Below are 26,996 nucleotides of genomic sequence, written 5' to 3'. Positions count from 1 at the left end.
CCGTCAGGCTTCCTCGCCCGCCGGCAGCGCGTAACTGCCGTCGTCGCGATGCGTCTCGAGCCCCGTCAGCGGCGGATTGAACACGCACACGAGATGCAGATCGCCGCGCGTCGCCCGCAGGATGTGCGGATCGTTCAGGTTCAGCGCGTAGATCGTGCCGGGCGTGATCCGGTGCACGTTGCCGGTCGCCGTTTCGACGACTTCCCCTTCACCCGCCACGCAGTAGTTGGTTTCGAAGTGATGCTTGTAGTGCAGATGCAATTCCGCTCCTTCCTGCACGCGCGTCTCGTGAACGGAATAGCCGACGCCGTCCTGCTTGACGATCATGCGCTTGCTGTCCCAGCCCGGTCCGTGCGCGTGGCGTTCGGTATGGGCGATATCGGCTGACCTTACGACGATCATGAGCACCTCTGAATAATAACGATGAGAAATGGCAAGACGATGCTTGCCGCCGGAAATCGGTTCATTCGGAATCCGTCAATGCACGCTCGACCAGCACCGCCGCATCGAGCAGCCGCGCGTCGTCGCCGCGGCGGCCCGTCAGCAGCAGGCCTATCGGCCGCTTCTGTCGACAGTCGCCCGGCACACTGATGCTCGGCAGGTCCAGCCGGTTCGCAAATTCGGTCAGACGGAACGCGCGTGCGTTCGCCGCGAGATACGCGGTCTCGTCAGCCAGATCGGCAATGCGCGGCGGCAGCATCGGCACCGTCGGCGTCAGTACCGCATGCGCATCGCCGAGTTCCGCGTGGTACGCATCGGCCAGCGCCGCCAGGCGCAACAGCGCGGCCGCATAGTCGTGCGCGCGCACGTGCTCACCGGCCGCGATGCGCGGGCCGACCAGCGGATCGTAACGATCCGCGGCCGTTTCCATCAGCGTGCGATGCAGCATGAACGCTTCAGCCGCGATGATGCCTCCCGCCCGCGCGACGGCGCCGGCCTCGACCGCACAATCGAGCCGCTTGCGCTCGATGCGCGCGCCCTGTGCGGACAGCCGCGACAGCCACGTGTCGAATGCCTGTCCGACGGCCGGGTCGACGTCGTCCGTCGCGAAGCGCTCGGGGACGATGAAATGCAGGTCCTTGATGCTCGCCGGCACGGGCCGGCCAGCGGCGCGGCCATGCAGCACCGCATCGACCCGCCGGCACATGCGAGCCGTCGCGGCCAGGATCCCCGGCACGTCGAACGTCGTCGACAGGAAACGCATGCCCGCATCGGGATAGCGGCCGCGCGACGGCTTGAAGCCGGCCACGCCGCAGAACGCGGCCGGAATGCGCGCCGATCCGCTCGTGTCCGAGCCGATCGACAGATCGGCCGCGCCGAGCGCCACCGACACCGCCGCGCCCGAACTCGATCCGCCGGCCACGCGCTCGCGTCGCGCATCGAGCGGCGTCGCGGGCGTGCCGTATGCGCGGTTCACGCCGAGCGCGCCGTACGCGAACTCGGTCATCGCGGTTTGAGCAATTCGCACCGCGCCGGCGCGACGCAGCGCCGCCACGAGCGCGGCATCGGCTCGCGCAGGCGGGCCGCCGGCAAGGACGCGTGAGCCCGCGTGCGTGACCCAGCCTTCGCTATCGAAACACGCCTTGACCGTCAGCACCGCGCCGGCCAGCGGTACGGCGGACGCATCGCGGCGTGCCGATGCATCCGCTGCACGCGCCTCGTCCAGCGCCGCTTTGTCGCACCGTGCGAGCCATGCCGTCCCGATGTCGTCAGGATGTGCATCGGCACGCGCGAGGCTGGTGCGCAACCGCTCGACGCATGCCTGCCCGTTCGCGTCGGGATGCCGGAAATCAGGGGCGTCCATTGTCGTTCCTCGCTGATCGTTCGTTGCGGTTCATGCGAAATGGACGTGCCGCAGAAAGTCCTTCACGCGCGCATCGGCGCTGGCACGAATCCGCTCGGGCGGCACGTCGTACAGGATCCGGCCGTTCTCCATGAAGACGATCCGGTCGGATACCTTGAACGCAAAGTTCATCTCGTGCGTCACGATGATCATCGTCATCCCCTCCTTCGCGAGCGTCTCGACCACTTTCAGTACTTCGCCGACGAGCTCCGGATCGAGCGCCGACGTCGGCTCGTCGAACAGCATGATCGACGGCCGCGTGGCGAGCGCCCGCGCGATCGCCACACGCTGCTGCTGGCCGCCCGACAGCTGATGCGGGTACTTGTTCGCGTGGTCGAGCATCCCGACCTTCGACAGCAGCGACAGTGCCTGCAGCCGGATCGCCTCCGTATCGGCCTGCCGGTGATAGCACGGCGCCATCATCACGTTCTGCAACGCCGTGCGATGCGGGAACAGGTTGAAGCTCTGGAACACCATGCCGATGTCGAGGATCCGGTCGTGCGGCACACGCGGCGGATGCACGCCCGTCGCACGGATGAATGGCTCGCCGTACAGATCGATCTCGCCCGCGTTCACCGGCGCGAGGCCGTTGACGGTGCGGATCAGCGACGTCTTGCCCGAACCCGACGGGCCGATGATCGATACGACCTGCCCCGGCGCGACATCGAGATGGATATCCTTCAGCACTTCGTGGCGACCGTAGCGCTGCTGGACGCCTTTCAGCCGCAACGCGAATTCGGCACTCGCGCGTTGTCGCGGCGCGACGGCAGGCGTCGACAGCGGCAGTGCAATGGTCGCGGGGCCGGCCTGGGCCGGCGTGCGGAGGCTGACGTCGAGGTACCGTTCGAGATACCCGAGCAGTCGGCTGAACACCGTGACGATCAGCACGTAATAAAACGCGACAGCCAGCATCGTTTCGAACACGAGGAAGTTCTGCGTGTACAGCCGCTGCCCGACGAGCAGGATCTCGGCGAGCGAGATCACCGACACGAGCGACGTCAGCTTCACGATCGTGATGAATTCGTTCGCGAGCGCGGGCAGCGCGACGCGAATCGCCTGCGGCACCACGATCATCCGCTGGATACCCGTGAAGCGGATGCCGAGCGCGCGGCCGGCTTCGAGCTGCCCGCGCGGCACGGACAGGATCCCGCCGCGATGGATCTCCGCGAAATAGGCGGTCTCGCTCAGCACCATCGCGATCAAGCCGGCCGTGAATGGATCGGACAACACCGCGCTGGTGGCGGGAAACACCTGCGGCAGGTTGTAGATGAACACGAGCAGCACCAGCAACGGCAGACTCCGGAAGAACCAGATGTACATGCTCGCGGCGCGCTTCAGCAGCGCATGGTGCGACTGCCTCGCAAGCGCCACCGGGAAGCCGAGCAACACGCCGAGCAACCAGGCGGATACGCTGAGCTTCACGACGACGACGCAGGCACGCCAGAAATCCCTGTCCCACAAGAGTTGTAACGCGTAGTGCCAATCGAACTGCATCGAAGACTCCTCAACCGCGGATAGGTGATGCAAGCGCCCGGCGCGGGTCGTGCGTCCGGGCGGGCGAGCGCGCGCGCCGGCACGGCGCGCGGTTGCCGCTTCGCGACTACTTCGCCGTGCCGAGCGCGTTCGCGACGTCGGCATTGGTCGGCACCTGCAACCCGTACTTCTTCACGAGGCTGTCGTACTCGCCGCTGTGCTTCGCGTCGTCCAGCGCCCCCTCCAGCGCGCGTTGCAGGCCCGCGTCACCCTTCGTCACGCCGAGGCCGATGACGATCGGATACAGCAGCGTCGTCGAGCTGAGCTCGACACGCCCGTTCGTCTGCTTCGGAATGCCCTGCGCGACGGCCGTATCCTCGATCTGCACGTCGACGGCCTTCGACATCAGCGCGGACGTCGCTTCCGGCGAGGTCGGAAACTCGAGAATCGCGATCTCGCCGCGACCGGCCGCCTTGCAGGTGTCCTGCGAGACCGCGCGCAGCTTCGGCGTCCACGACGCGCCCTTGATCGTGCCGACACGCTTGCCGCACAGGTCCTGCGGCGTTTTCGGCAGGTACGCGCTGCCCTTCGCGACGAGCAGCGACGCGCCCGTCTTCAGGTACGGCACGAAATCGACCTGCTTCAAACGATCGGGCGTCACGTAGAGCGCCGACGCGACGACATCGAAGCGGCGCGCCTTCATCCCGAGGATCAGGTCGGGGAAGCGCGTGTCGAGGAAAACCGGTTCGAGCTTCAGGTGGCGCGCGAGCAGCCGCGAAAACTCGGCGTCGAAGCCGGCCGGCTTGCCGCCGTCCAGGTACGCGTAAGGCGGATAGGTCAGGTCGGAGCCGACCAGGAGCGTGCCGGGCCGCACCGTCTGCAGCGATGCCGCCGACGCGAGCGAGCACGCGAAAGCCAGCGGCACAAGCGCGCCGCCGAGAAAACGTCGAAACGAGAACTGACCGGGCATTGCGTGGCTCCTGAGGTTTTTCGGCTCCTGCGTACAGACATCGCAACGCTTCCCGCGCACCGCCACATGCGGGTTCGCGAGATTTTTCACCGAAAATTGTTGAACAATTTCGGCCGATTCTGACCAGTTAAAATTGATAACTGAATCCGGGTTTACGCGGGAAACGGCGTCGCCGTGCGCGAATCATCCGCGCGCAGATGCGCCATCGTCCGGTGCCGGACGCGAGTTTCAGGACGGGGAGAAATGAACGGGAGAAGGCGGCGATCCCGAAGGGTCACCGCCGAGGTGCGCGCGCCCATTGCGGACGCGACGATTTCTGCAACGCAGCCGAGATGAAAGCCGGCTCGTCAGCCGGCATACGCGGCGCGCATCGACTGCAGGGATCGGCAGAACGACACACCGGACCCTGCCACACTGCTAGATAACGATCAATACTGCGCCTGGTCCGTCGGATTCCTGAACAACTGCTTCATCTCCGCCGACAGCGGATAATCGAGACTCACGCCCTTCGGCGGAATCGGCTGCGTGAACCACTGGTTGTAAAGCTTCTCGGCCGCACCCGACGTCTGCATCTTCGCGATCACGCCGTCGACGACATGCTTGAACGGCGGATCGTCCCTGCGCATCATGCACGCGTAGTTCTCGTGGACGAGCGGCGTGCCCGTCACCGTGTACGCGCCCGGGTTGCGGTCCTTCGCGATCTCGCCGTACAGCAGCGGTTCGTCCATCACGAACGCCACCGCGCGCCCGGTCGTGACGTTCATGAACGCTTCGGCGTGATCCTTCGCGCTGATGATCGTCATGTTCATCGCCTTCTCTTCGTTGAGCTTGCGCAGCAGGCGCTCGTCCGACGTGCCGGCCGTCGTCGCGACCGTCTTGCCGGCCAGGTCCGCGAAGTCCTTCACGCCCGAATCCTTGCGCGTGCTGAAGCGGATGCCGTACAGAAAGATGCTGTTCGAGAACGCGGCCTGCTTTTGCCGCTCGAGCGTGTTCGTCGTCGATCCGCATTCGAAATCGATCGTCCCGTTCTGCAGCAGCGGAATCCGGTTCTGCGACGTGATCGGAATTTCCTTCACCGTGAGATTCGGCGCGTTCAGTTCCGTCTTCAACTGGTCGATGATGCGCGACGCGATGTCTCGCGAATAGCCGATGTTCTTCTGCTGGTTGTCCGAATACGAAAACGGCACCGACGATTCGCGAATGCCCAGCGACACGACGCCCGTGTCCTTGATCTTTTTCAGCGTGCCGGTAAGGGCCTGCGCATGCGCGGCACCCGCCAGCGCACAGGACAGCGCGACAGCCAGCCAACGGAAGCGGCGATCCATGCTTTTCTCCTGACGAAACGTTGATCGAATCGCGATCGTACGCCCGACAAAATTCGCATCGCATCAGGGAAAGCGTAAACAAGCTTCCACCGCGGCCCGGCCGCGCGACCTGTTTTCCGTGCCGCGCAAACCGGCCCGCGCCGCACGTTTCGCCCGACCGGCCGCTTGCGGGCTCGCCCCCGCGTTCTGTGCCACACGTTCCAAACAGGCGTTCATGCCGCAACGCCGCAACGTAATCGTTTGCGCGAACCCCGGTTTTTCTCGCGAAACGTACTCAAGAAGCCGCCGCGCAAGCCGTTACCCAGTGCATGGCGCGTCGCAGCAAGCCTGCCGCGACCACCACAAAAACGACAAGGTCCGGGTCAGCCGGACCAGCGCCACCGCCGGCACGACGGTTATCTACGAGGATCGAGTTTCAACATGAGAGCCAAACGTTTCAATTTCGCGCTGGCGCGCCCCGCTCATGCGCACGTGCTCGCCGGCATGCTGTCCGCCGCCGTCCTCCTGCCCCTCGCCGGCTGCGGCGGTGGAGGCGGCGACGGCAGCAACCCGTCTTCATCCAACGCGGCACCTGCGCCGACGCCTGCCCCCGCCCCCGCCCCCACCACGCCCACGCCCACGACCCCGCCCGCCACGACCGGCAGCAACGCGTGCTCGACGCAGCAGGCCGCCGCGCAGATGGCCGCGCTGACCGCGCCGGTCGAACCGCCGGTCGATCACCTGATCGTCAAGCTGAAGACGCTGACGGCCGCGCGTGCGATGGCGGCCATCGACAGCGGGACGCGGCTCGACGCGGTGATCCAGCGCTCGATGACGCGCTGGACGGCGCCGGTGACCGGCAGCGCACGCGCCTATGCGAGCTCGGTCGCGCAAACGCCGCTGAACGTGCAGGTCGAGCGGACGATCTCGAACGGCGCGGCCGTGCTGTCGCTCGGCCAGCGCATCGCGGCCACCGACGCGACCGCACTCGCGCAGGCGTTCGCAGCCGATACCGACGTCGACTACGCGGAACCGGATCATCCGATGCAGATCCGCGACACGCCGAGCGACCCGCTCTACAGCCAGCAGTGGTACCTGTCCGACCCGACCGCCGGCATCGACCTGCCGCCCGCATGGAACACGACCAAGGGTTCGCCGACCGTCGTCACGGCCGTGCTCGACACCGGCTATCGGCCGCATGCGGACCTCGTCGGCAACCTGCTGCCCGGCTACAGCTTCATCACCAACGTCAACACCAGCAACAACGGCCTGTCGCGCGGCCCTGACGCAACCGATCCGGGCGACTGGGTCACGCAGCAGGAACTCGGCAACGCCAACGGCCCGTTCTATCAATGCGAGTCCCAACCGAGCGACAGCAGCTGGCACGGCACGCGCGTAATGGGCGTGATCGGCGCGACCGCCAACAACGGCGCCGGCATCGCCGGCGTGTCGTGGCTCGGCCGGATCCTGCCGGTGCGCGTGCTCGGCAAGTGCGGCGGCGTAACGAGCGACATCGCCGACGCGATGCGCTGGGCGGCCGGCATCGCCGTCAACGGCGTACCGACGAACCCGACGCCCGCGAAGGTCATCAACCTGAGCCTTGGCGGTGTCGGTGCGTGCAGCACGACGTTCCAGCAGGCCATCGACGACGTGACCGCGAAGGGCGTGACCGTCGTCGTCGCGGCCGGCAACGACGGCCTGTCGACCGGGCTCGACCAGCCCGCGAACTGCCGCGGCGTGATCAGCGTCGGCGCGACCGACGCGACGGGCCGCCGCGCATCGTTCAGCAACTTCGGCGCCGATGTCGCGCTGAGCGCGCCGGGCGTCAACATCCTGTCGACGTCGAACACCGGCACGACGACGCCGGGCTCGGACACCTACGGCCTCGCGAACGGCACCAGCCTTGCGACGCCGCAAGTGAGCGGTGTCGCCGCGCTGATGCTGTCGGTGAACGGCAACCTCACGCCCGCGCAGATCCAGCAGAAGCTGCAAGGCGGCACGCGTGCGGCGAAGCTGGCGGCCGGCACGTCGTGCACCGCGATGCCGGCGGGCTCGGGCATTCTCGACGCAGGAACCGCGGTCGCGGCAGCCAACCCGTAACCGGCCCCCTGCTTCGACGCGACCGCGCGCATGCCGACATGGCGTGCGCGCGGCTGGTTTGTTCCGGCGGTCCGGCGATCGCGCATCGACCCGCTTACGTTTCTCGAAATAACGCCTGACAAAAGGGTTGACGCTTCGCACGACGAGCCTTTACCATCGCCCCCGTCTAGTTACATGGAGTGTTCTGTGAACACCGATGCGAGTTGTAGTTGGTGCTTGACCAACTTGACTGCTGCCTGAGGAAAACGCGCAGAGCCTCGTCTTCTGCCGCATCCCGGGAAGCAGGATGCGGCGTCCTTCCGGCCTGACTGGCCAGATTCCCCGCCGAATTTTTCGAAGTTGTCGAATGCACGCGACGCGCCGTCGTGCGTGTGCGTTCGTGTTGCGCGCGGCGCCGGCCGCGTGCGCTTTCCGTTCGCGTGCCGTCCGGCCGCGCGCCTTCGTGCGTGCGCCGCTGCCGATCGCCCGTGCCGACTATCCGCAACCGACAGGAGTGCAGATGAACTCAGACGACAGTAGTCGATTACCGCTCGCCGGTGCGACGCTGCGCATCGACACGCCGACCGCACTCCACGCGCCGGCGAGCGTTCCCGCCTTTTCCGATCCACAGCCGATCGCGCCTGACGCGACGCGGCGGGGAGCGCTCGTGCGTCGATAACGTCACGGTCGCTCCCCGCCCGCCGCCTCGTGCGCTAGGAGCGACTCATGACACAACACAATACATCGCAAAAGAAACAGCGCGGCTTCGTCAAGGCCGGCGCCGGCCACCAGAACGAGCCGCGCATCATGCGCGCCGCGCAGGAAGCGGCCCGCCCGCTCGAGGACACGCTGAAGTCGCTGCATACCAGCATGCGCGGCCTCACCTACGAGCAGGCCGCCGACCGCCTGCAACAATCCGGCCCGAACGAAATCGCACACGACAAGCCACCGCACTGGACCCGCCAGTTGCTGCTGTCGTTCCATAACCCGTTCGTCTACGTGCTGCTGGTGCTGGCCGCCATCAGCTTCTTCACCGACGTCTACTTCGCCGCGCCCGACGATCGCGACTATGTCGGCATGACGATCCTGCTGGCGATGGTCACGATCAGCGCGCTGCTGCGCTTCGTGCAGGAGTTCCGTTCGCTGCGCGCGGCCGAGAAGCTCAAGGCGATGGTCCGCACGACGGCCACCGTGCAGCGCGCGGTGACCGACACGTCCGAGCCCACGCGCCGCGAGGTGCCGATGCGCGAAGTCGTGGCCGGCGACATCGTGCACCTGTCGGCCGGCGACATGATCCCGGCGGACGTGCGCCTGCTCGCGTCGCGCGACCTGTTCATCAGCCAGGCCGTGCTGACCGGCGAGGCACTGCCCGTCGAGAAGTACGACACGCTCGGCGCGGTGGCCGGCAAATCCGCGAGCACGCGCGCGGCCGGCGCGGCGAACGATGCATCGGCGTCGCTGCTCGATCTCGAGAACGTCTGCTTCATGGGCACCAACGTCGTCAGCGGCACAGCGACGGCCGTCGTCGTCGCGACTGGCGAAGACACGTACTTCGGTTCGCTCGCACGCAACGTCGTGAGCCACAAGCGCATCGAGACGAGCTTCGACCGCGGCGTGTCGAGCGTGAGCTGGCTGCTGATCAAGTTCATGTTCGTGATGGTGCCGATCGTGTTCATGATCAACGGCCTGACCAAGGGCGACTGGCTGAGCGCGCTCACGTTCGCGCTCGCCGTGGCCGTCGGCCTGACGCCCGAAATGCTGCCGATGATCGTCAGCGCGAACCTCGCACGCGGCGCGATCGCGATGGCGCGCCGCAAGGTCGTCGTCAAGCGGTTGAACTCGGTGCAGAACTTCGGCGCGATGGACGTGCTGTGTACCGACAAGACCGGCACGCTCACGCAGGACAAGATCATCCTCGAACACCACCTCGACCTGTCCGGTCACAAGAACGAGGAAATCCTGCGGCTCGGCTGGCTGAACAGCTTCCACCAGAGCGGCCAGAAGAACCTGATCGACATCGCGGTCGTCGCGCGTGCCGACGAAATCGGCGAGCGCGTGAAGCCGCAGGGCTACAAGAAGATCGACGAGCTGCCGTTCGACTTCGTGCGCCGCCGCCTGTCGGTCGTCGTCGAGGATACGCGCGGCACGCACCTGCTGGTCTGCAAGGGCGCGGTCGAGGAAATGCTGGCCGTCTCCACGCATGTGCAGGATGAAGACGGCGTGCGTCCGCTCGACTTCGTCGCGCGCAAACGGCTGCTCGAACAGGCCAACGCATACAACGAAGACGGTTTCCGCGTGCTCGTGCTCGCGACCCGCACGATCCCGCGCGGCGACGAACGCGCGCAGTACCGCACGTCGGATGAACACGACCTCGTCGTGCGCGGCTTCCTGACCTTCCTCGATCCGCCGAAGGAATCGGCCGCGCCGGCAATCGCCGCGCTGCGCGAGAACGGCGTCGCGGTGAAGGTGCTGACGGGCGACAACCCGATCGTCACGATGAAGGTGTGCCGCCAGGTCGGCCTCGAACCCGGCAAGCCGATCCTCGGCGCGGAAATCGAGGCGCTCGACGACGCGACGCTCGCGCAGGTGGTCGAACGCACGACGGTGTTCGCGAAGCTCACGCCGCTGCAGAAGGCGCGCATCGTCAAGGCGCTGCAGGCGAACGGCCACACGGTCGGCTTCCTCGGCGACGGCATCAACGACGCGCCCGCGCTGCGCGACGCCGACGTCGGCATCTCGGTCGACAGCGGCGCCGACATCGCGAAGGAAACCGCCGACATCATCCTGCTCGAAAAGAGCCTGATGGTGCTCGAGGAAGGCGTGATCAAGGGCCGCGAGACGTTCGGCAACATCCTGAAGTACCTGAACATGACCGCGAGCTCGAACTTCGGCAACGTGTTCTCGGTGCTCGTCGCCAGCGCGTTCCTGCCGTGGGAGCCGATGCTCGCGACGCAGCTGCTCGTGTTGAACCTGGTCTACGACACGTCGCAGATGCTGCTGCCGTGGGACAAGATGGATCCCGAGTTCCTGAAGAAGCCGCGCAAGTGGGAAGCCGGCAACATCAGCCGCTTCATGCTGTGGGTCGGGCCCACGTCGTCGGTGTTCGACATCACGACGTACGTGCTGATGTGGACCGTGTTCGGCGCGGGCGCGATGTATCACCTGAACGGCGGCACGGGCGGCCAGATCGTGATGAACTCCGGCTGGTTCATCGAGAGCCTCGTATCGCAGACGCTCGTCGTCCACCTGCTGCGCACGCAGAAGATTCCGTTCCTGCAAAGCACGGCTTCATTGCCGGTGCTGCTGTCGACGTTCACCGCGATCGCGATCGGCTGCTGGCTGCCGTTCTCGCCGTTCGCGGACGCGATCGGCTTCATGCACCTGCCCAGCACCTTCTGGCTGTGGCTCGCCGCGACGATGGTCGGCTATTTCCTGCTCGCGCAGATCGTCAAGACGATCTACGTGCGCCGCTACAAGCAGTGGTTCTGATTCCGTTCGAATGACGACATGCCGGCCCGCGCGATGCGCGAGGGCCGGCCTTTCACGACGCTTCAAGGGTAATGCGATGAAAAGAATCCTTCCGCTCGCAGCCGCGAGCGCACTCCTCGCGCCGCTCGACGCCTATGCGGCGCATCCGCTCGTCAGCGACGATACGGGCACGCAGGGCAATGCGAACTGGCAGTTCGAGTTCAACGGCGAGGAAACCTCGAAACAGGAAGAAAACGGCCGCCACCAGCTATGGAACGCGACGCTCACGCGCGGGTTCGGCGAGCACGTCGACCTCTACGTCAGCGCGCCTTATACGCATCTGCAAACGCGGACCGACGAGAACGGCGCGGGAATCGGCGATGTCGAGATCGGCATGAAATGGCGCTTCGTCGAACGCGGGCCGCTGTCGCTCGCGCTGAAACCGAAGGTGACGATGCCAACGGGCAACAACGGTCGCGGGCTCGGCACGGGCCGCGTCGGCACCGGCGCGACGCTGCTCGCGCAGGCCGACGTCGCGCGCTTCTCGCTGCTCGCGAACGCGGGCCTCGCATACCAGCCGAATCGCCAGGGCGACCTGACGTCCGTCTGGGCCGTGTCGGGCGCGGCGATCTACAAGGCGACCGACCGGCTGCAGCTCGTGGTCGACGTCGGCATGTCGCGCAACACCGAAAGCACCGCCGGCGCGAATCCGGCATTCGTGCTCGCGGGCGCGATCTATTCGCCGACACGCTGGCTCGATCTCGACATCGGCTACCGGCGCGGGCTGAACGACCAGACCTATCGTCATTCGGTGATGGGCGGCGTGACGGCACGCTGGTGATACACGGCATGGCGCGGCGCACGCGTTGAGCCGACACACGACGGGCCGCGTCAGCGGCCCGTCGTTCATTCATCCAGCATCGTTCGCGCCGAACAGTTGCGCGCACACGGCGCGCCCTTCGTCGGTCAGCGCGGCGCTGCCGGTGCCGTCCTCGTTCAGCGTCGTCGCGCTCAAGCCTGCGGCGTCGAGTTGCGTCAGCACGCGCCGCAGCGTGCTCATCGGCAGTTGCGTGCGCTTCGCGATCTTCGGCAGCGACCAGGTCTTGCCCGCCGGATCGTTCGCGGCCTCGTTCAGCGTCGCGAGCGTCGCAACGAGTGCGGGATCGAGCGCGGCTTCGTCGGATTCTGAAGTCATCGGTTCCGTTTCGTGGGCCGGTGCGGGACCGGCCTTCATTCAAGACAAGGATGCAATCGCGGACACTATACGCCCGGTCACGCGGCCTTGATCGCGGCGCGCATGAACGACACGAAATGCGTCGTGACGGGATCGTCGCGGCCCGACAGCCATGCGAGCCCCACGCGCCACTTCGCATCCTTGCCGTCGAGCGGCAGCACCGTTGCGTCGCGCAGCAGGTACTGCGCGCGCGACGGGATGAACGCGACGCCGACACCGGCCGCAACCGACGTCAGCACCGACTGCACATCCTCCGCCTGCTGCGTCACGTGCGGCACGAAGCGGCGCTCGACGCACCATCGGTCGATCTGCGCGGCCAGCCCCGGACCGCGCGCACGCTGCAGCGCGATGAAGCCGATCTCGTTGAGCACATCGAGGTCGGCCGGCACGCGCTTGTAGCCGAGGTGCGGCGGCACCGCGAGCGCGAGCCCTTCGTCGATCACCTTGAACGACGACAGCCCGTCGTCGGACGGCAGGCGCAGGAAACCGGCGTCGAGCTTGCCGGCGCGCAGCCGGCGCGTCTGCTCGGACGACGACAGGTCGCTCAGCGTGACGGCGATGCCCGGATTGCGGCGACGAAATTCCGCGACCAGTTTCGGCACGAGCGTCAGCACGGACAGACAGATGCCGAGCCGCAGATGCCCGCGCTGCCCGCTGGTCGCCTCCCGCGCGCGCGCGAGGATCTCGTCGGCATCGCGCACGAGCGCCTGCGCGTCGGGCAGGAAGCGCTCGCCGAACGGCGTCAGCTCCGCGCCGTGCCGCCCGCGCTCGAACAGCTTGCCGCCGAGGCTCGCCTCGAGCGCGCCGATCTGCTTGCTCAGTGCCGGCTGGCTCATGTGCAGCGCATCGGCCGCGCGGCTGAAATGGCACAGCTCGGTGACCGTCAGGAACGTTCGCAGCAGTTTCAGTTCCATTCTTTAAAGGAATCGTAACGATCGAAATATTCATTTTACCGATCGAATGCGATGACGTTCAATACGGGCATGCCCTTTCCGGAATTCACTGTCATGTCTCTTGATCATTCGACCGAATGCGTGGCCGACTCGTCGTGCGACGCCGCGGTCGTGAATGAACGCGCCACTGCGGCCGATGCGTGCACACCGAAACGTCGTGCCGAACGCACCGACGGACGCAGCCGCCGCTTTCGTTTCGGCGATGCGATCGAAGACGCGCCGCCGCGCGCCGTGACAGGTTCGATCGCGATCAGTTTTGCGGTCGTGTCCCGGCGGAACTGGCCGCGCTGAACCACGCCACCTCCAGCGGCATGCCGGCCCGGAACGGCGCGCCTTTACGATTTTCACGACCTGCGCGCCGTTGACCGGCAGAAAAAAACGACCCGAATCTGCCCGCATCGCGCGCCATTGCACGCGATCCAATCGTCATCGCCACGCGATCGACCTTATAATTTCCCGCACCCGCTGACCGCCCATGCATTCCGCGCAGCCGCATCGCGCGTGAAAAGGAGACTTTCGCTTGACCGGCCTCATCGCGCGCCTGCCTCGCGCCCGGACCACCCTGATCCTCGCCCTCTCGTTCCTGCTGCTCGCGTTCGCCGCGAACGCGTCCGCGCAGCGCGTGCAGCCGCATCGCACCGCGCATGCCCAGGCGCCGCATGCGCATACGAAGGCCGTCAAGAAGAAGCCTGCCCACCGCAAGAACAAGGCCGTCAAGCATCGCCGCCCGCGCGTAAAGCATCAGGCAGTCAAGCGTCATGCGGTGCCAGCCCCTCAGCAGCGCCGCGCGAAGCGCACGACCGCCGTACGCCCGTGCCCGCGCCCGGCGGCCGCCAAACCGCGCCTGATGGCAAGCTGCGGCTACACCCCGCGCGCGGTCGGGGCGCTGCATTCACGCGCGGCCTACGTGCTCGACGTCGACTCCGGCACGCCGCTGCTGGCCCGCAACGCGCGCACCGTGCGGCCGATCGCGTCGATCTCGAAGCTGATGACGGCCGTCGTCGCACGCGACGCCGACCGTCCGCTGAACGGCGTGCTGCGCGTCACCGCGCACGATCGCGACACGATCAAGTTCACCGGTTCGCGATTGCAGGTCGGCTCGGAGCTGTCGCGCCGCGACATGTTCCATATCGCGCTGATGTCGTCGGAAAACCGCGCGGCCGCCGCGCTGAGCCGCGACTATCCGGGCGGGCGCGCCGCGTTCGTCAAGGCGATGAACCGCGAAGCGCGCCGGCTCGGCATGCGCCACACGCATTTCAGGGAGCCGACCGGCCTGTCGCCGCACAACGTCTCGACGGCCGAAGATCTCGCGAAGCTCGTCGGCGCGGCGGCGCAGGATCCACTGATCCGTTATTTCTCGACGGATACGTCGACCACCGTGCGCCCCGGCGACGGCGAACTGCTGTACGTGAACTCCGACCCGCTCGTCCGCTACCGTCGCCTGCCGATCCGGCTGCAGAAGACGGGTTTCATCAATGAATCGGGGCACGGCGTCGTGATGCGCATGCGCGTGAAGGGCCGCCGCGAAACGGTCGTGCTGCTCGGCGCACCGACGCGTGCCGGCGTATCGAGCGACGCACTCAGGATCCATCGCTGGCTGACCTGCTCGATCCGGTAAGCGCGCGCAGGCGGCCGGCGCGTTCACGCTACGGGAGCGATGCCATGCAGGACGAATACCGCTTCATCGCGTTCGGACGGCTGCTCGCCGTCGTGCGCAAGAACGGCCGCTGGTCCGTGTTCGATCTCGGCGCCGAAGGCAAGCGGCGCCCGGCCGACCTGCACATTCCGTCCGCGCTCGCCGCGGACGAACTCGCGCAATACCTCGGCGACCTGCTGCACGAGGACGCCACGCCGAGATACTCCGAAGTCGTGCCGGTCCCCCCAACCGGTCGCATCTAGCGGATCACGCCCTCACCAGGTGCGCGGGCAAGAGTCGCGCCGCCTGCGTCTCGCATTCCCGCTGTATCAGCCGGTATCGTCACGCCACGACGTGAACGACACGTCGATCGCCGGACGAACCGATCCCGTTCACATCCCTTTTTAAATTAGACAGTTTAACTTGCAAGTTAAACTGTCTTAACCTATGATCCCGCCCATGACTGCTTCGCGTCCATCCGGCCTTTCCGCCCACACCGTCGCCGCCGACCTGACCCTGGCGGTCGGCCAGTTGATCCGTCGGCTCCGTTCCGAAGTCCCGGCCGACGGCCTCGGGATGTCGCAGACGAGCGCGCTCGCGCGCCTCGAACAGAACGGGCCGATGACGACCGCCGATCTCGCCCGCGCCGAGGCAATGAAGCCGCAATCGATGAAGACGATCCTCGCGAGCCTCGAAGAGGAAGGCCTCGTCGAACGCGAGCCGCACCCGACCGACGGCCGCCAGATCCTGTTCCAGCTGACCGCGGTCGGCCTCGAGGCGCGGCGCAAGCGCCACGTCGCGAAGCACCAGTGGCTCGGTGCCGCGATCGAGAAGCTCGATCCCGAAGAAATCCGCACGCTCGCCGCCGCGATCCCGCTGATCAGGCGGATCGGCGACAAGTGAATCCGGCGGGCGCGCGAATGCCGCGATGCGCGGCATTCGCGCGCCCGCCTCCCTTCGTCCATTCCACGGAGCCCCATCATGAGCGCAACCCGTCTCGACACGAACACGGCACTCGTCGTCATCGACCTGCAGAAAGGCATCGCCGCCCTCCCCACCGCACACCCGGTCGCGCCGGTGATCGCGCACGCCCGCGCGCTGCTCGACGCGTTCCGCAGCCGCGGCCTGCCGGTCGTGCTCGTCAACGTCGCCGGTGGTGCGCCGGGCCGCACGCAGCAGCAAATGCGCGTGGACGCGCTCCCCGCCGACTGGACCGAACTCGTGCCCGAACTGAACCGGCAGCCGGGCGACCACGTCGTGACGAAAAAGACCTGGGGCGCGTTTACCGGTACGGATCTCGACTCGCACCTGAAGGCGGCCGGCGTCACGCAGATCGTATTGACCGGCATCGCGACGAGCATCGGCGTCGAATCGACCGCACGGTACGCGTTCGAACTCGGCTACAACGTCACGCTCGCCGTCGACGCGATGACCGACCTCAACGCGGACGCGCACGTGAACAGCGTCGAGCGCGTGTTCCCGCGCCTCGGCGAAACGGGCATGACGCAGGACATCGTCGCGCTGCTCGACCGGCGCGGCGCGTGAGCGACCGGCGCGCGCAGCCGGCGCCGGGCCACGCGGCCGGCCGGCTCGATCCGTCGATCTGGAAGGTCAGCGCGGTCGCGACGCTCGGCTCGCTGCTGTCGCAACTCGACGCGACGATCGTCAACGTGTCGCTGTCGAGCCTCGCGACCGACCTGCATGCAAGCCTGTCGACGATCCAGTGGGTGACGAGCGGCTACCTGCTCGCGCTGACGCTGGTACTGCCGCTGAACGGCTGGCTCGTCGACCGCATCGGCGCGAAGGCGCTGTACCTGTGGTGCTTCTCGGCGTTCACGTTCACGTCGGCGCTGTGCGGGCTCGCGTGGTCCGCGCCGTCGCTGATCGCGTTCCGCGTGCTGCAAGGCGTCAGCGGCGGGCTGCTCGCGCCGATGGCGCAGATGATGATCGCGCGCGTCGCCGGCCAGCAGATGGCGCGCGTGATCGGCTACGCGGCAGTGCCCGTGCTGCTCGCGCCGATCCTCGGCCCCGTGGTCGCCGGCGCGATCCTGCAGTACGCGTCGTGGCGCTGGCTGTTCCTCGTGAACCTGCCCGTCGGCGTGCTGGCGCTTGCGCTGGCCGTGCGGTTCCTGCCCGGCGACCGGGACGATGCGCAACGGCGCACCCTCGACTGGGTCGGCCTCGCGCTGCTGTCGCCGGGCCTCGTGCTGTTCCTGTACGGCGCCGAGCGGATCGGCACGGCGCCCGGCATCGCCGCGATCGCGTGCTCGGCGCTGCTGCTCGCCGCGTTCCTGCGCTTCGAGCGACGCAAGGGCGAGCATGCGCTGATCGATCTCGCGCTGTTTCGCTCCCGCGTATTCGGCGCGGCGGCCGGCACGCAGTTCCTGTCGAACGGCGCGATGTACGCGGGCCAGATGCTGATTCCCGTGTTCCTGATCCAGGCGTGCGGGCGCTCGCCGGGCGAGATGGGCTGGCTGCTTGCACCGCTCGGGCTCGGCATGCTCGTCACCTATCCGTCGATGGGCGCGTTGACGAACCGGTTCGGCGTGCGCCGACTGGCCGCCGCCGGCGCACTGCTCGCCCTCGTCGCGACGCTGCCGTTCGTGTTCCTCGCGCTGGCCGGCTACGATCCGTACGTGCTCGTGCCGGCGCTGTTTCTGCGCGGCATGGGCCAGAGCGCGATCGGCGCGCCGTCGATTTCCGCCGCGTATGCATCGGTCGAGCGCCGCAACCTGCCGATGGCGACGACCTCGCTCAATATCGTGCAGCGCCTCGGCGGCCCGACGTTCACGACCCTGTGCACGCTGTTCCTCGCGTGGCGGCTGCAGGCCGAATCGGCTTCGGGCGGCGGCACGCAGGCTCGCGCGTACGCGTGGGCGTTCGGCCTGCTTTGCGTGCTGCATGCGGCGAGCTTCGTCACGACGCTGCGGCTGCCGTTGTGGTCGGCCGGCGCGGGCGGGCGACCGGCCGGCGTCGCGCGCGCCGGTTCGCGCTGAACGTGGACGCTGCGCCGCGATGCGCGCGCAGCGTCGTTACGGCAGCCACATCGGCACGATCGAGATCACGAGCAGCACGCCCAGCCCCGCATTCAGGCAGCGCCACTGCCGCTCCGTGCGCAACACGCGCGCGAACAGCAGCCCGGCGAAACACCACAGCGACAGCGACGCCATCGCGGCCACGCCGAACGCCAGCCCGAGCAATACGCCGAGCCGTGCCGGCCCGGGCGCGAGCGCGGCGAACGACGCGGCCGCGCCGAGCGTCATCGCCCAGCCTTTCGGGTTGTGCCAGAGCATCCAGACGCCGCTGACGAACCCCTGCGGCCGGTGCACGGCGGCATCGAGCCGCGGCTTGCCGCCGTGCCCGATGCGCACGGCCAGCCACACGAGGTACGACGAGCCGGCCGCCTTCATCGCGAGCTGCAACGCGGGCAGCGCAAGCAGCACGCCGCCGAGCCCGGCCGCGGCGGCCGCCGCCATCGACGCCAGGCCGGCCGCGATGCCGGCCATCAACGGCAGCGACCGCCGATAACCGAAATGGGCGCCCGACGCGGTTGCCAGCGTCGTCGCGCCACCCGGCGTCACGGTGGACACGATCACGAACAGCATCAGCGGCAGGTAGTCGCGAAGCAGCACGAAGGCTCCCGGTTGTCGTCGTCGAAGCCCCGTTTTACCCGCGATCGTCCCATTACGACAGCGAAAGCTTTTTATGCTTTCCATTAGCATTCATAATGCGACGCATGACACGCAATCTCGACATCGCGCTGCTGCGCGCCTTCGTCACGGTCGCCGATCATCGCAGCATGACGGCGGCCAGCCGCGCGCTGCACCTGACGCAAGGCGCGATCAGCCAGCAGGTCGCGCGGCTCGAAACGCTGTCGGGCCCGCTGTTCGTCCGCGAGCATCGCAACCTGCTGCTCACGGCGGCCGGCGAGCGGCTGCTCGAACAGGCGCGCCGGCTGCTCGCCGTGCACGACGCGCTGCTGACCGACGTGACAGCCGGCGCGGTCGAAGGCACCGTTCGCCTCGGCGCACCGCAGGATCTCGTCGGCACCTGTCTCGCACCGATCCTGAAAGGCTATGCGCAGGCGCATCCGCAGGTCGCGCTCACGCTCGTGTGCGCGGCGTCGCCGGAACTGCGGCGCGGGCTCACGCAGGGCGATCTCGACATCGCGCTGATCGAGGCGCCGGTCGGGCCGTCGCGCGGCGAATGCATCGCCGTCGATCGCCTCGTCTGGGTCGGCGCGAAAGGCGGCACCGCGCACCGCAACACGCCGCTGCCCGTATCGATGGTCGCGCAGACCTGCGCGTTCCGCCCGACCGTGCTCGACGCGCTGCGCGGCTGCGATCGCGCGTGGCGCACCATGTTCGAGAACGGCAGCTTCGACGCGACGGCCGCGACCGTGCGTGCCGATCTCGCCCTGACCGTCTGGCTCGCGTCCACCGTGCCGGCCGACCTCGACATCCTGCCGGCCGGCAGCGGCCTGCCCGCGTTGCCGAACTTCGCGATCAACCTTCATCTGCCGCGCGGCCAGCGCACGCCGGCCGCGACGGAACTGGCCCGCCACCTGCGCAACGGCTTCGCGCGCTTGCGCGCGGCCGCGTAGGGCCCGCTTCACGCTACACGGTACCCGGCTCCTGCGGCGCCGGCGTCGTGCCCGCCGCCTCCAGCGCCTGATGCAGCGTCGCGAAGATGCACGACGCGCCGACGATCTCGGTGATCCGGTGACGATCCATGTCCGCGCGCAGGTAGCGGTTCACGCGGCCGAACAGCACGCCGATCCCGCGCGCGTGCAGCGTGTTGACGAGATCGGTCACGGTCCGCGCGGCCGAATAGTCGAGATCGGTGATCGCGCCCGCGTCGACGACGAACCAGCGCGGCGGCACCGGCGCCGCATCGACGAGTTCGGTCACTTCGCCGGCGAACAGATGGTCGTTCGCGAAGAACGGGTCGGAACCGAACCGGTAGACGATCAGCCCCGGCGCCGTCATTGCGCCGCGCCGCGTGGGCACCGGCTGCCACCGCCCGTTGCCCTCCACCGGTTCGAGCACCATCGTGTGCGGCTGGTAGCTGTGGCGCACGTGCCGCATCAGCGACAACGCGATGGCCAGCAGGATGCCGTGCTCGACGCCGACCGTCACGACGGCCGTGGCCGTCACGAGCGCCAGCGTGAATTCGCCGGGGCTTTCCTTGCGGATCGCCGCGAGGCTGCGCACGTTGATCAACCCGAGCGCGATCGTGAACACGATGCCGGCCAGCACCGCATGCGGCAGATACTGCAGGGTCGTGCTGAAGAACAGCAGCACGACGGCCACGACGGCGGCGAACGCGAGATGCCCGATCTGGCTGCGCACGCCCGCGCCGTCGGCCATCGCCGTCTGAGTCGGGCTGCCGTTGACGACGAACGCGCCGCCGACCGCGGCAGCCGCATTCGCGGCCGCGAGCCCGAGGAGGTCGGCGTTGGTGTCGACGTCCTCGCCGTACTGCTGCGCGAACACGCGCGCGGCGGCCGCGCTCTGCGCGATGATCATCACGAAGCACGACGTGGCGACCGGCACGAGATCGAGGAACTGCTGCCACGTGACGGACGGCCAGCGCAGCGGCGGCAGCCCGCCCGCGACGGGCCCGAGCACCGCGATGCCGTGCGCGGCGAAACCGAATGCATGGCTTGCGGCGATGCTGCCCGCGACCGCGATCATCGGCATCGGCACACGCGGCAGGAACCGCTTGCATGCAAGGATCGCGACGACGACGAGTGCCGCAAGCGCGAATGTCGGCCGGTTCGCGTGGACGAGATGCGTGACGACATAGTCGAGTTGCGCGAGGCTGCGTGAGGCCGGATACGGCACGGACAGGCCGAGCATGTCGCCGAGCATCGCGATCGACACCTGCACGCCGACGCCGGCGAGAAAGCCGACCAGCACCGTGCGCGACAGGAAATCGGCGAGAAAGCCGAGCTTGAAGATGCGCGCGAGCAGCAGCATCGCGGCGGTCAGCAGCGCGACCATGCCGGCCAGCGCCGCATAGTCGGCGCTGCCGGCCGGCGCCATCGACGAAAGCCGGCTCGCGAAGATCGTCGCGGTCGCGGAATCGGCGGCCACCACGAGATGGCGCGACGCGCCGAAGCACGCGAACGCGACGAGCGGCAGGAACACCGTGTACAGGCCCGTGACGGCCGGCATGCCGGCGATGCGCGCGTAGCCGAGCACCTGCGGGATATCCATCGACGCGAGCGACATGCCCGCGAAGACGTCGCGGACGGCCCCCGCGCGACGGATCGGGAGGATGCCTTTCAGCAGCCGCACGCCTGACGGACGGCTTTCGTTGGAATCTTGCATGCGTGAAATGCGTGAGGTCGAAGTGACGGGGTGACGGGGTTCGCGACGTCGTTCGCGCATCGTGCCCCGGGCGCGCATCGCATGGCAAGTGCGCGAAGCTGCCGCGTATCGCTCACCGTCGGCGGATCGGGTGCACGCGACGGCGAGCGACACACCGGCAACGCATGCGATGCCCGCATGATTGCATGGATCGCCGGTCCGGCGCTTTCGCCCGCGAAGGCCCGCCGCAAAGGTTTCGAGCCGATCGCGGGCATGCGTGCGGCGCATCCGGCAACAGGCACGCACACCGGCTTGCGGTGATGCGGATTCGCCGTTGGCCATCACCCGATTACAGAGGATACCTGCGCAATGGTGAGGATTTTCGGGAGCCGCGCGACGCGCGTCCGACGCACGCGCCCGGAATCCGATGGCACAATCACGGTCCCTTTCATGTGCCCTTCACCGGGCGCGCGCCGCATCGCGGCGCCGATTCAACGCACGAGAAGGCCCCTGTCTGCCCCTATGACCCTGAACGAATCCTGGTTTGCGCCGCTCGTCGGCATCCTGGTCCTGCTCGCCGCCGCCGGTGCGATCGCCGCGGCCGTCCATTTCCTGCTGTTTCGCGTGGTGGCGCGGCTCGCGCGGCTGTCGGCCACGCGCGTCGACGACGCGTTGTTCGAATTCGGCGCATTCAAGTGGCTGAACCGCATCGTCCCGTTCGTCGTGATCAAGCTCGGCCTCGGCGCGGTGCCCGGCATTCCGGACCGCGCCGCGCAGGCCGCCGACAAGGTACTGTTCGCGCTGATCGTGTTCCTCGTGACGATGACCATCAGCGCGACGCTGTCCGCGCTCGAGCACACGCACCGCACGCACCAGCGCGACCAGCCGCGTCTGTCGCTGAAAGGCGCGATGCAGCTCGTCAAGCTCGTGATGTTCATCACGGCCGCGCTCGTCGTGATCGGCGATGCGACCGGCAAGCAGATCGGCCTGCTGCTGTCCGGCATCGGCGCGATGTCCGCGGTATTGATGCTGATCTTCAAGGACACGCTGCTCGGCCTCGTGGCAGGCGTGCAGCTGTCGTCGAACGACATGCTGCGGATCGGCGACTGGATCACGATGCCGTCGGCCGGCGCGGACGGCACAGTCATCGACATCACGCTGAACACCGTGAAGGTCGCGAACTTCGATCACACGATCATCACGGTGCCGACCTGGAAACTGATCACCGAGAGCTACCAGAACTGGCGCGGGATGACCGAAGCGGGCGGCCGCCGCATCAAGCGCGCGCTGTTCGTCGACGCGACGAGCGTGCGCTTTCTCGCGAACGACGAGATCGAGCGGCTCGAACGCCTGACGCTGCTGAAGGACTATCTCGAGGACAAGGTCGACGCGATCGAGCAATGGAACGGCACGCTCGGCGCGGCCGGCGACTGCCCGGCGAACCGCCGCCAGTTGACGAATCTCGGCACGTTCCGCGCGTATGTCGCGAACTACCTGAAGGGCCATCCGCGGATCCGCCGCGACATGACCTGCATGGCGCGGCAGTTGCCGCTCACGGCCGAAGGCATTCCGCTCGAACTGTACTGCTTCACCGATACGACGTCGTGGGTCGACTACGAGACCATCCAGTCCGACCTGTTCGATCACCTGATCGCGGTGCTGCCGGAGTTCGGGCTGCGCGTGTACCAGCACCCGTCGGGCTTCGACATGCGGCAGATGGCCGGCGCCGCGCAAGCCGGGCTGCAGGCGCCGCGCGCGGGTTGATTCACGCCACGGCGGCCGGCCACCGGCCGCCGCCTGTCACCCGGCATTGCGGCGTTCACCGCGCCGCACACTCCGACGCGAGCCGCCCCAGCACCTTCAGCGCGTCCTCGATCTGCCGCGACCACGGATAGCTGTAGTTGAGCCGGATGAAATGCCGGTAATCGGTGCCCGCCGAAAACATGTGCCCGGGCCCGACCGTGATCCGCTGCGCGAGCGCGAGCGTATACAGCTTCATCGCATCGACCTGCGGCGGCAGTTCGACCCACAGCACATACCCGCCCTGCGGCTGCGACAGCCGCGTGCCTTCCGGAAAGAAACGCCGCACCATCGCGCTCATCAGGCTCGCCTGCTGCGCGTACTGCTTGCGCATGCGCCGCAGGTGGAAATCGTAGCCGTCGAATTTCAGGTACTCGGCGATCGCGAGTTGTTCGATCGCGGGCGTCGCGAGCGTGTTCAGGAATTTCAGCTTCTCGACCTGGTCGCGATAGCGGCCCGGCATCGCCCAGCCGATCCGGTAGCGCGGCGACAGGCTCTTCGTGAACGACGCGCAATGCAGCACGAGCCCGTTGCGGTCGAACGATTTCAGCGCGCTCGGCGTCGTGTCGCCGAAGTGCAGCTCGTGATAGACGTCGCTCTCGATCGCCGGCACGCCGTGCTTCGCCAGCAACTCGACGAGCGCGCGCTTGCGCGCATCGGGCATCTGGAAACCGAGCGGATTCTGGAAATTCGGCATCACCATGCACGCGGCGATGCGCTCGCGCTCGAGAATCCGTTCGAGCGCATCGAGATCGATGCCGTCGACCGGGTGCGTCGCGACTTCGAGCGCGCGCATGCCCATCCGCTCGATCGCGTGCAGCATCGCGTAGAACGTCGGTGACTCGACGGCGATCGTGTCGCCCGGCTTCGCGACGGCCTGCAGGCACAGGTTGATCGCCTCGGTCGCGCCGATCGTCATCACGATCTCGCCCGGCTCGACCGCGATCCCGCGCTCCGCATAGCGCCGCGCGATCTGGCGGATCAGTTCCTGGTTGCCGGGCGGCAGGTCGTCGATCACGCCCCAGCGCGTGCGGCGGCGCCCGATCGCCTGCGCATAGCGCGCAAGGCGCTGCACCGGGAACTGCGACGCATCGGGATACGGCGAGCCGAGCGGCACCGCGTCGTCGCGCGCGATCGAGCGCAGCGTCGACAGCACGAGCCGGCTCACGTCCACCGCCGACGGCTCGGCGGCCGGCGCCGACATGTGCAGTTCGGCCTCGGCCGGCGCCGCCGCGCGCGCCCGCACGAAATACCCCGACTGCGGCCGGCTTTCGATGAGGCCGCGGCTTTCCAGCACGAGGTACGCGCGCAGCACGGTCGTGACGCTCAGCTGCTGCTGCCGGCTCGCCTGACGCACCGACGGAATCCGCTCGCCGGGCCGGTACACGCCACGCTCGATCTGCGCCTGGAGATCGTCGGCCAGTTGTTCGTAACGCTTCACGCGCCTCCCTTTCAACTTCCCTTCAACAACACAGTTGCGATTCGCACTGTCTGAATGGCCGCAACTGTACTCTTTTTTGAAGTGAACAGGTGTACACACAGCCGCACGGGTGCCGCGCGTACTCTGCACGCATCGACCCCGACACCTGCTGCATCATGAAAAAGAAATCCGTCACCGCGCGCATCGAACCGTACACCCACCCGGCCGCCGGCTGGGGCGCGCTGAAAGCCGTCACGATCAACCTGATCAAGGAAAAGGTCGCGGGCGGCAACTACCGCACGCTGCTGCGCCAGAACCAGCCGGACGGCTTCGACTGCCCCGGTTGCGCGTGGCCCGACCGCCAGCACGCGTCGACGTTCGAATTCTGCGAGAACGGCGTGAAGGCGGTGGCCGCCGAAGCGACGAGCAAGCGCGTGACGCCGGAATTCTTCGCCGCGCACACGGTCACCGAGCTGCTCGAACAGTCGGATTTCGAACTCGAACAGCACGGCCGGCTCACCGACCCGATGGTGTACGACGCGCACACCGACCGCTACGTGCCGATCGCATGGGACGACGCGTTCGAGCTGATCGCGCGCCACCTGCGCGCGCTGCCCGACCCGAACCAGGCCGCGTTCTACACGTCGGGCCGCGCGAGCAATGAAGCGGCGTTCCTGTACCAGTTGCTCGTGCGGCGGTACGGCACGAACAATTTCCCCGACTGCTCGAACATGTGCCACGAGGCGACGAGCCGCGGGCTGCCGGCGTCGGTCGGCGTCGGCAAGGGCACCGTCACGCTCGACGATTTCGAACACGCGGACACGCTGCTGATCTTCGGCCAGAACCCCGCGACCAACCACCCGCGGATGATGGGAGAGCTGCGCGAATGCGCGAAGCGCGGCGCGACGATCGTGTCGATCAACCCGCTGAAGGAGCGCGGCCTCGAACGCTTCGCCGATCCGCAAAGCCCGCTCGAGATGCTGACGATGTCGGGTACAAAAATCGCATCGACGTTCATCCAGCCGACGATCGGCGGCGATTTCGCGCTGATCAAGGGGATGGCGAAACGCGTGCTCGAACTCGACGACGCCGCGCGTGCCGCCGGTGCGCAGCGCGTGCTCGACACCGCGTTCATCGGCGAGCACACGGCCGGCTTCGACGCGTTCGCCGACGACCTGCGCAATGAAAGCTGGTCCGCGCTGACAGCCGAAAGCGGCGTGCCGTACGAGCAGATCGACGGCCTCGCGCAGCTCTATGCGCGCAGCGAGCGCGTGATCGCGACGTGGGGCATGGGCATCACGCAGCACAAGCATTCGGTCGCGACCGTGCAGATGCTGACCAACCTGATGCTGATGCGCGGCAACATCGGCCGCCCCGGCGCGGGCCTGTGCCCGGTGCGCGGCCACTCGAACGTGCAGGGCAACCGCACGGTCGGCATCGAGGAAAAGCCGACCCAGGCGTTCCTCGACCGGCTCGGCCACGTGTTCGATTTCGAACCGCCGCGCCACCACGGCTACGACGTCGTCGAGACGATCGAAGGGATGCTCGAAGGCCACGTGAAGGTGCTGATCGGCCTCGGCGGCAACTTCGCGATGGCGACGCCCGACACGCCGCGCACGTGGGAAGGCATGCGCCGCTGCGACCTCTCGGTGCACATCACGACGAAGCTGAACCGCAGCCACCTGATCCACGGCCACGACGCGCTGATCCTGCCGACGCTCGGCCGCACCGAGATCGACCTGCAGGACAACGTCGCGCAAGGCGTGACGGTCGAGGATTCGATGAGCATGGTCCACGTGTCGTACGGGATGAACAAGCCGGCGTCGCCGAACCTGATGTCGGAGCCCGCGATCGTCGCGCACATGGGCCACGCGCTGTTCGGCAGCGGCAAGATCGACTGGCTCGCATACAAGGACGACTACGCGAAGATCCGCGACGCGATCGAGGCGACGCTCGACGGCTTCTACGACTACAACACGCGCATCGCGCGGCCGGGCGGCTTCCACCTGCGCGTCGCATCGCGCGACCGCGAATGGCTCACGCCCACGGGCAAGGCGAACTTCATCGCGCACGCGCTGCCGACCGACACGCCGATCCAGCGCGCCCGCGCACAGCACGGCGAACGCCTGATGACGCTGATGACGACGCGCTCGCACGACCAGTACAACACGACCGTCTACGGGCTCGACGACCGCTATCGCGGCGTGTTCGGCCAGCGCCGCGTGGTGTTCGCGAACCGCGACGATCTCGCGATGCTCGGCCTGAAGGCCGGCGAATGGGTCGATATGGAAACCGTGTGGCACGACGGCATCGAGCGACGCGCGGACGGCTTCCTGCTGGTCGAGTACGACATCCCGCGCGGCTGCATCGGCGCGTACTACCCGGAAACCAACCCGCTCGTGCCGCTCGACAGCGTCGGCGACGTGTGCAACACGCCGACGTCGAAGTCGGTTCCCGTGCTGCTGCATCGCGCGGCCGCGCCGGCCTCGATCGCCGCCTGAC

At 67.6% G+C, this 26,996-nt stretch carries 23 protein-coding genes; 13 read left to right on the top strand and 10 right to left on the bottom strand.

The genetic code is table 11. From position 1 onward, the window contains the following. Positions 1-3: 3 nt before the first annotated feature. The 5 genes from JYG32_RS19065 to JYG32_RS19045 all read right to left on the bottom strand — a co-directional run bounded on the left by JYG32_RS19065 (position 4) and on the right by JYG32_RS19045 (position 5,611). Entirely contained in the window at positions 4-402 is a 399-nt protein-coding gene (locus tag JYG32_RS19065) for an ectoine synthase (protein WP_174380972.1), read from the bottom strand. Positions 403-463: 61 nt separating this feature from the next. Next, the gene (locus JYG32_RS19060; RefSeq protein WP_213266546.1) at positions 464-1,804 is read right to left on the bottom strand and encodes an amidase family protein; all 1,341 of its coding nucleotides are present in this window, start codon (positions 1,802-1,804) and stop codon (positions 464-466) included. A 30-nt stretch (positions 1,805-1,834) separates the two neighbouring features. Further along, entirely contained in the window at positions 1,835-3,337 is a 1,503-nt protein-coding gene (locus tag JYG32_RS19055) for an amino acid ABC transporter permease/ATP-binding protein (RefSeq protein WP_213266545.1), read from the bottom strand. A 106-nt stretch (positions 3,338-3,443) separates the two neighbouring features. Beyond that, positions 3,444-4,286, bottom strand: a complete 843-nt coding sequence (locus JYG32_RS19050) for an ABC transporter substrate-binding protein (RefSeq protein ID WP_213266544.1) — start codon at positions 4,284-4,286, stop codon at positions 3,444-3,446. Between the two features lie 428 nt (positions 4,287-4,714). Continuing rightward, complete coding sequence (locus JYG32_RS19045; protein ID WP_174380968.1) at positions 4,715-5,611, bottom strand: glutamate/aspartate ABC transporter substrate-binding protein; 897 nt, start codon at positions 5,609-5,611, stop codon at positions 4,715-4,717. Between the two features lie 420 nt (positions 5,612-6,031). On the opposite strand from JYG32_RS19045, the gene JYG32_RS19040 reads away from it, so the two are divergent. From JYG32_RS19040 to JYG32_RS19025, 4 genes are all read left to right on the top strand, one after another. After that, the gene (locus tag JYG32_RS19040) at positions 6,032-7,690 is read left to right on the top strand and encodes a S8 family peptidase (protein ID WP_213266543.1); all 1,659 of its coding nucleotides are present in this window, start codon (positions 6,032-6,034) and stop codon (positions 7,688-7,690) included. 346 nt (positions 7,691-8,036) lie between these two features. Continuing rightward, complete coding sequence (locus JYG32_RS19035; RefSeq protein WP_174380931.1) at positions 8,037-8,348, top strand: hypothetical protein; 312 nt, start codon at positions 8,037-8,039, stop codon at positions 8,346-8,348. A 47-nt stretch (positions 8,349-8,395) separates the two neighbouring features. Then, the gene (gene mgtA / locus JYG32_RS19030; protein ID WP_213266542.1) at positions 8,396-11,158 is read left to right on the top strand and encodes a magnesium-translocating P-type ATPase; all 2,763 of its coding nucleotides are present in this window, start codon (positions 8,396-8,398) and stop codon (positions 11,156-11,158) included. 76 nt (positions 11,159-11,234) lie between these two features. Then, positions 11,235-11,978, top strand: a complete 744-nt coding sequence (locus JYG32_RS19025; RefSeq protein ID WP_213266541.1) for a transporter — start codon at positions 11,235-11,237, stop codon at positions 11,976-11,978. Between the two features lie 69 nt (positions 11,979-12,047). On the opposite strand, the gene JYG32_RS19020 is transcribed toward JYG32_RS19025, so the two are convergent. Together JYG32_RS19020 and JYG32_RS19015 are read right to left on the bottom strand one after the other, a co-directional pair. Continuing rightward, positions 12,048-12,332 (bottom strand): transcriptional regulator, encoded by a 285-nt coding sequence (locus JYG32_RS19020; RefSeq protein WP_213266540.1) that lies wholly within the window; start codon positions 12,330-12,332, stop codon positions 12,048-12,050. 77 nt (positions 12,333-12,409) lie between these two features. Continuing rightward, positions 12,410-13,285: a LysR family transcriptional regulator gene (locus JYG32_RS19015; protein WP_174380963.1), complete on the bottom strand. Its 876-nt coding sequence runs from the start codon at positions 13,283-13,285 to the stop codon at positions 12,410-12,412. 51 nt (positions 13,286-13,336) lie between these two features. On the opposite strand from JYG32_RS19015, the gene JYG32_RS19010 reads away from it, so the two are divergent. The 6 genes from JYG32_RS19010 to JYG32_RS18985 all read left to right on the top strand — a co-directional run bounded on the left by JYG32_RS19010 (position 13,337) and on the right by JYG32_RS18985 (position 17,956). Beyond that, positions 13,337-13,615 carry a hypothetical protein gene (locus tag JYG32_RS19010; protein ID WP_213266539.1) on the top strand — a complete coding sequence of 93 codons (279 nt, stop codon included), beginning with the start codon at positions 13,337-13,339 and terminating at the stop codon, positions 13,613-13,615. Between the two features lie 229 nt (positions 13,616-13,844). Beyond that, a complete protein-coding gene (locus JYG32_RS19005; protein WP_213266538.1) occupies positions 13,845-14,942 on the top strand; it encodes a serine hydrolase in 1,098 nt (365 codons plus the stop codon). A 44-nt stretch (positions 14,943-14,986) separates the two neighbouring features. Then, positions 14,987-15,223, top strand: coding sequence for a DUF7661 family protein (locus tag JYG32_RS19000; RefSeq protein ID WP_213266537.1), 237 nt, complete (start codon positions 14,987-14,989; stop codon positions 15,221-15,223). A gap of 196 nt (positions 15,224-15,419) precedes the next feature. Further along, on the top strand, positions 15,420-15,863 hold the full coding sequence (locus JYG32_RS18995; RefSeq protein ID WP_213266536.1) for a MarR family winged helix-turn-helix transcriptional regulator: 444 nt from the start codon (positions 15,420-15,422) through the stop codon (positions 15,861-15,863). Between the two features lie 78 nt (positions 15,864-15,941). Next, entirely contained in the window at positions 15,942-16,505 is a 564-nt protein-coding gene (locus JYG32_RS18990; RefSeq protein WP_174380958.1) for an isochorismatase family protein, read from the top strand. Beyond that, positions 16,502-17,956, top strand: coding sequence for a DHA2 family efflux MFS transporter permease subunit (locus JYG32_RS18985; protein ID WP_213266535.1), 1,455 nt, complete (start codon positions 16,502-16,504; stop codon positions 17,954-17,956). Before JYG32_RS18990 ends, JYG32_RS18985 begins: the two co-directional genes overlap by 4 nt. Positions 17,957-17,992: 36 nt before the next feature. Here the strand turns inward: JYG32_RS18985 and JYG32_RS18980 are convergent, their stop codons facing one another. Then, positions 17,993-18,592, bottom strand: a complete 600-nt coding sequence (locus JYG32_RS18980; RefSeq protein ID WP_213266534.1) for a LysE family translocator — start codon at positions 18,590-18,592, stop codon at positions 17,993-17,995. Between the two features lie 95 nt (positions 18,593-18,687). Between JYG32_RS18980 and JYG32_RS18975 the strand changes: the two genes are divergently transcribed. Then, the gene (locus JYG32_RS18975; RefSeq protein WP_213266533.1) at positions 18,688-19,563 is read left to right on the top strand and encodes a LysR family transcriptional regulator; all 876 of its coding nucleotides are present in this window, start codon (positions 18,688-18,690) and stop codon (positions 19,561-19,563) included. A gap of 13 nt (positions 19,564-19,576) precedes the next feature. Here JYG32_RS18975 and JYG32_RS18970 read toward each other — a convergent pair whose 3' ends face one another. Then, complete coding sequence (locus JYG32_RS18970; protein ID WP_213266532.1) at positions 19,577-21,295, bottom strand: SulP family inorganic anion transporter; 1,719 nt, start codon at positions 21,293-21,295, stop codon at positions 19,577-19,579. 501 nt (positions 21,296-21,796) lie between these two features. Here JYG32_RS18970 and JYG32_RS18965 point away from each other — a divergent pair. Continuing rightward, positions 21,797-23,038: a mechanosensitive ion channel family protein gene (locus JYG32_RS18965; protein ID WP_213266531.1), complete on the top strand. Its 1,242-nt coding sequence runs from the start codon at positions 21,797-21,799 to the stop codon at positions 23,036-23,038. Positions 23,039-23,093: 55 nt separating this feature from the next. Here JYG32_RS18965 and JYG32_RS18960 read toward each other — a convergent pair whose 3' ends face one another. Continuing rightward, positions 23,094-24,515, bottom strand: a complete 1,422-nt coding sequence (locus JYG32_RS18960) for a PLP-dependent aminotransferase family protein (RefSeq protein WP_174380952.1) — start codon at positions 24,513-24,515, stop codon at positions 23,094-23,096. 155 nt (positions 24,516-24,670) lie between these two features. On the opposite strand from JYG32_RS18960, the gene JYG32_RS18955 reads away from it, so the two are divergent. Then, entirely contained in the window at positions 24,671-26,995 is a 2,325-nt protein-coding gene (locus tag JYG32_RS18955; RefSeq protein WP_213266530.1) for an FdhF/YdeP family oxidoreductase, read from the top strand. Position 26,996 lies beyond the last annotated feature (1 nt).

It is taken from the genome of Burkholderia pyrrocinia (assembly GCF_018417535.1).
GTDB lineage: Bacteria > Pseudomonadota > Gammaproteobacteria > Burkholderiales > Burkholderiaceae > Burkholderia > Burkholderia pyrrocinia_E.
The sequence above is the reverse complement of the archived record's forward strand: the minus strand, read 5'-3'. Positions and strand labels throughout refer to the sequence as shown.

Excerpts from the sequence above, each read along its gene's own strand:
- JYG32_RS19065 (WP_174380972.1), bottom strand. The coding sequence starts at position 402 with ATGATCGTCGTAAGGTCAGCCGATATCGCCCATACCGAACGCCACGCG.
- JYG32_RS19060 (WP_213266546.1), bottom strand. The coding sequence starts at position 1,804 with ATGGACGCCCCTGATTTCCGGCATCCCGACGCGAACGGGCAGGCATGC.
- JYG32_RS19055 (WP_213266545.1), bottom strand. The coding sequence starts at position 3,337 with ATGCAGTTCGATTGGCACTACGCGTTACAACTCTTGTGGGACAGGGAT.
- JYG32_RS19050 (WP_213266544.1), bottom strand. The coding sequence starts at position 4,286 with ATGCCCGGTCAGTTCTCGTTTCGACGTTTTCTCGGCGGCGCGCTTGTG.
- JYG32_RS19045 (WP_174380968.1), bottom strand. The coding sequence starts at position 5,611 with ATGGATCGCCGCTTCCGTTGGCTGGCTGTCGCGCTGTCCTGTGCGCTG.
- JYG32_RS19040 (WP_213266543.1), top strand. The coding sequence starts at position 6,032 with ATGAGAGCCAAACGTTTCAATTTCGCGCTGGCGCGCCCCGCTCATGCG.
- JYG32_RS19035 (WP_174380931.1), top strand. The coding sequence starts at position 8,037 with ATGCACGCGACGCGCCGTCGTGCGTGTGCGTTCGTGTTGCGCGCGGCG.
- mgtA (WP_213266542.1), top strand. The coding sequence starts at position 8,396 with ATGACACAACACAATACATCGCAAAAGAAACAGCGCGGCTTCGTCAAG.
- JYG32_RS19025 (WP_213266541.1), top strand. The coding sequence starts at position 11,235 with ATGAAAAGAATCCTTCCGCTCGCAGCCGCGAGCGCACTCCTCGCGCCG.
- JYG32_RS19020 (WP_213266540.1), bottom strand. The coding sequence starts at position 12,332 with ATGACTTCAGAATCCGACGAAGCCGCGCTCGATCCCGCACTCGTTGCG.
- JYG32_RS19015 (WP_174380963.1), bottom strand. The coding sequence starts at position 13,285 with ATGGAACTGAAACTGCTGCGAACGTTCCTGACGGTCACCGAGCTGTGC.
- JYG32_RS19010 (WP_213266539.1), top strand. The coding sequence starts at position 13,337 with ATGACGTTCAATACGGGCATGCCCTTTCCGGAATTCACTGTCATGTCT.
- JYG32_RS19000 (WP_213266537.1), top strand. The coding sequence starts at position 14,987 with ATGCAGGACGAATACCGCTTCATCGCGTTCGGACGGCTGCTCGCCGTC.
- JYG32_RS18995 (WP_213266536.1), top strand. The coding sequence starts at position 15,420 with ATGACTGCTTCGCGTCCATCCGGCCTTTCCGCCCACACCGTCGCCGCC.
- JYG32_RS18990 (WP_174380958.1), top strand. The coding sequence starts at position 15,942 with ATGAGCGCAACCCGTCTCGACACGAACACGGCACTCGTCGTCATCGAC.
- JYG32_RS18975 (WP_213266533.1), top strand. The coding sequence starts at position 18,688 with ATGCGACGCATGACACGCAATCTCGACATCGCGCTGCTGCGCGCCTTC.
- JYG32_RS18970 (WP_213266532.1), bottom strand. The coding sequence starts at position 21,295 with ATGCAAGATTCCAACGAAAGCCGTCCGTCAGGCGTGCGGCTGCTGAAA.
- JYG32_RS18965 (WP_213266531.1), top strand. The coding sequence starts at position 21,797 with ATGACCCTGAACGAATCCTGGTTTGCGCCGCTCGTCGGCATCCTGGTC.
- JYG32_RS18955 (WP_213266530.1), top strand. The coding sequence starts at position 24,671 with ATGAAAAAGAAATCCGTCACCGCGCGCATCGAACCGTACACCCACCCG.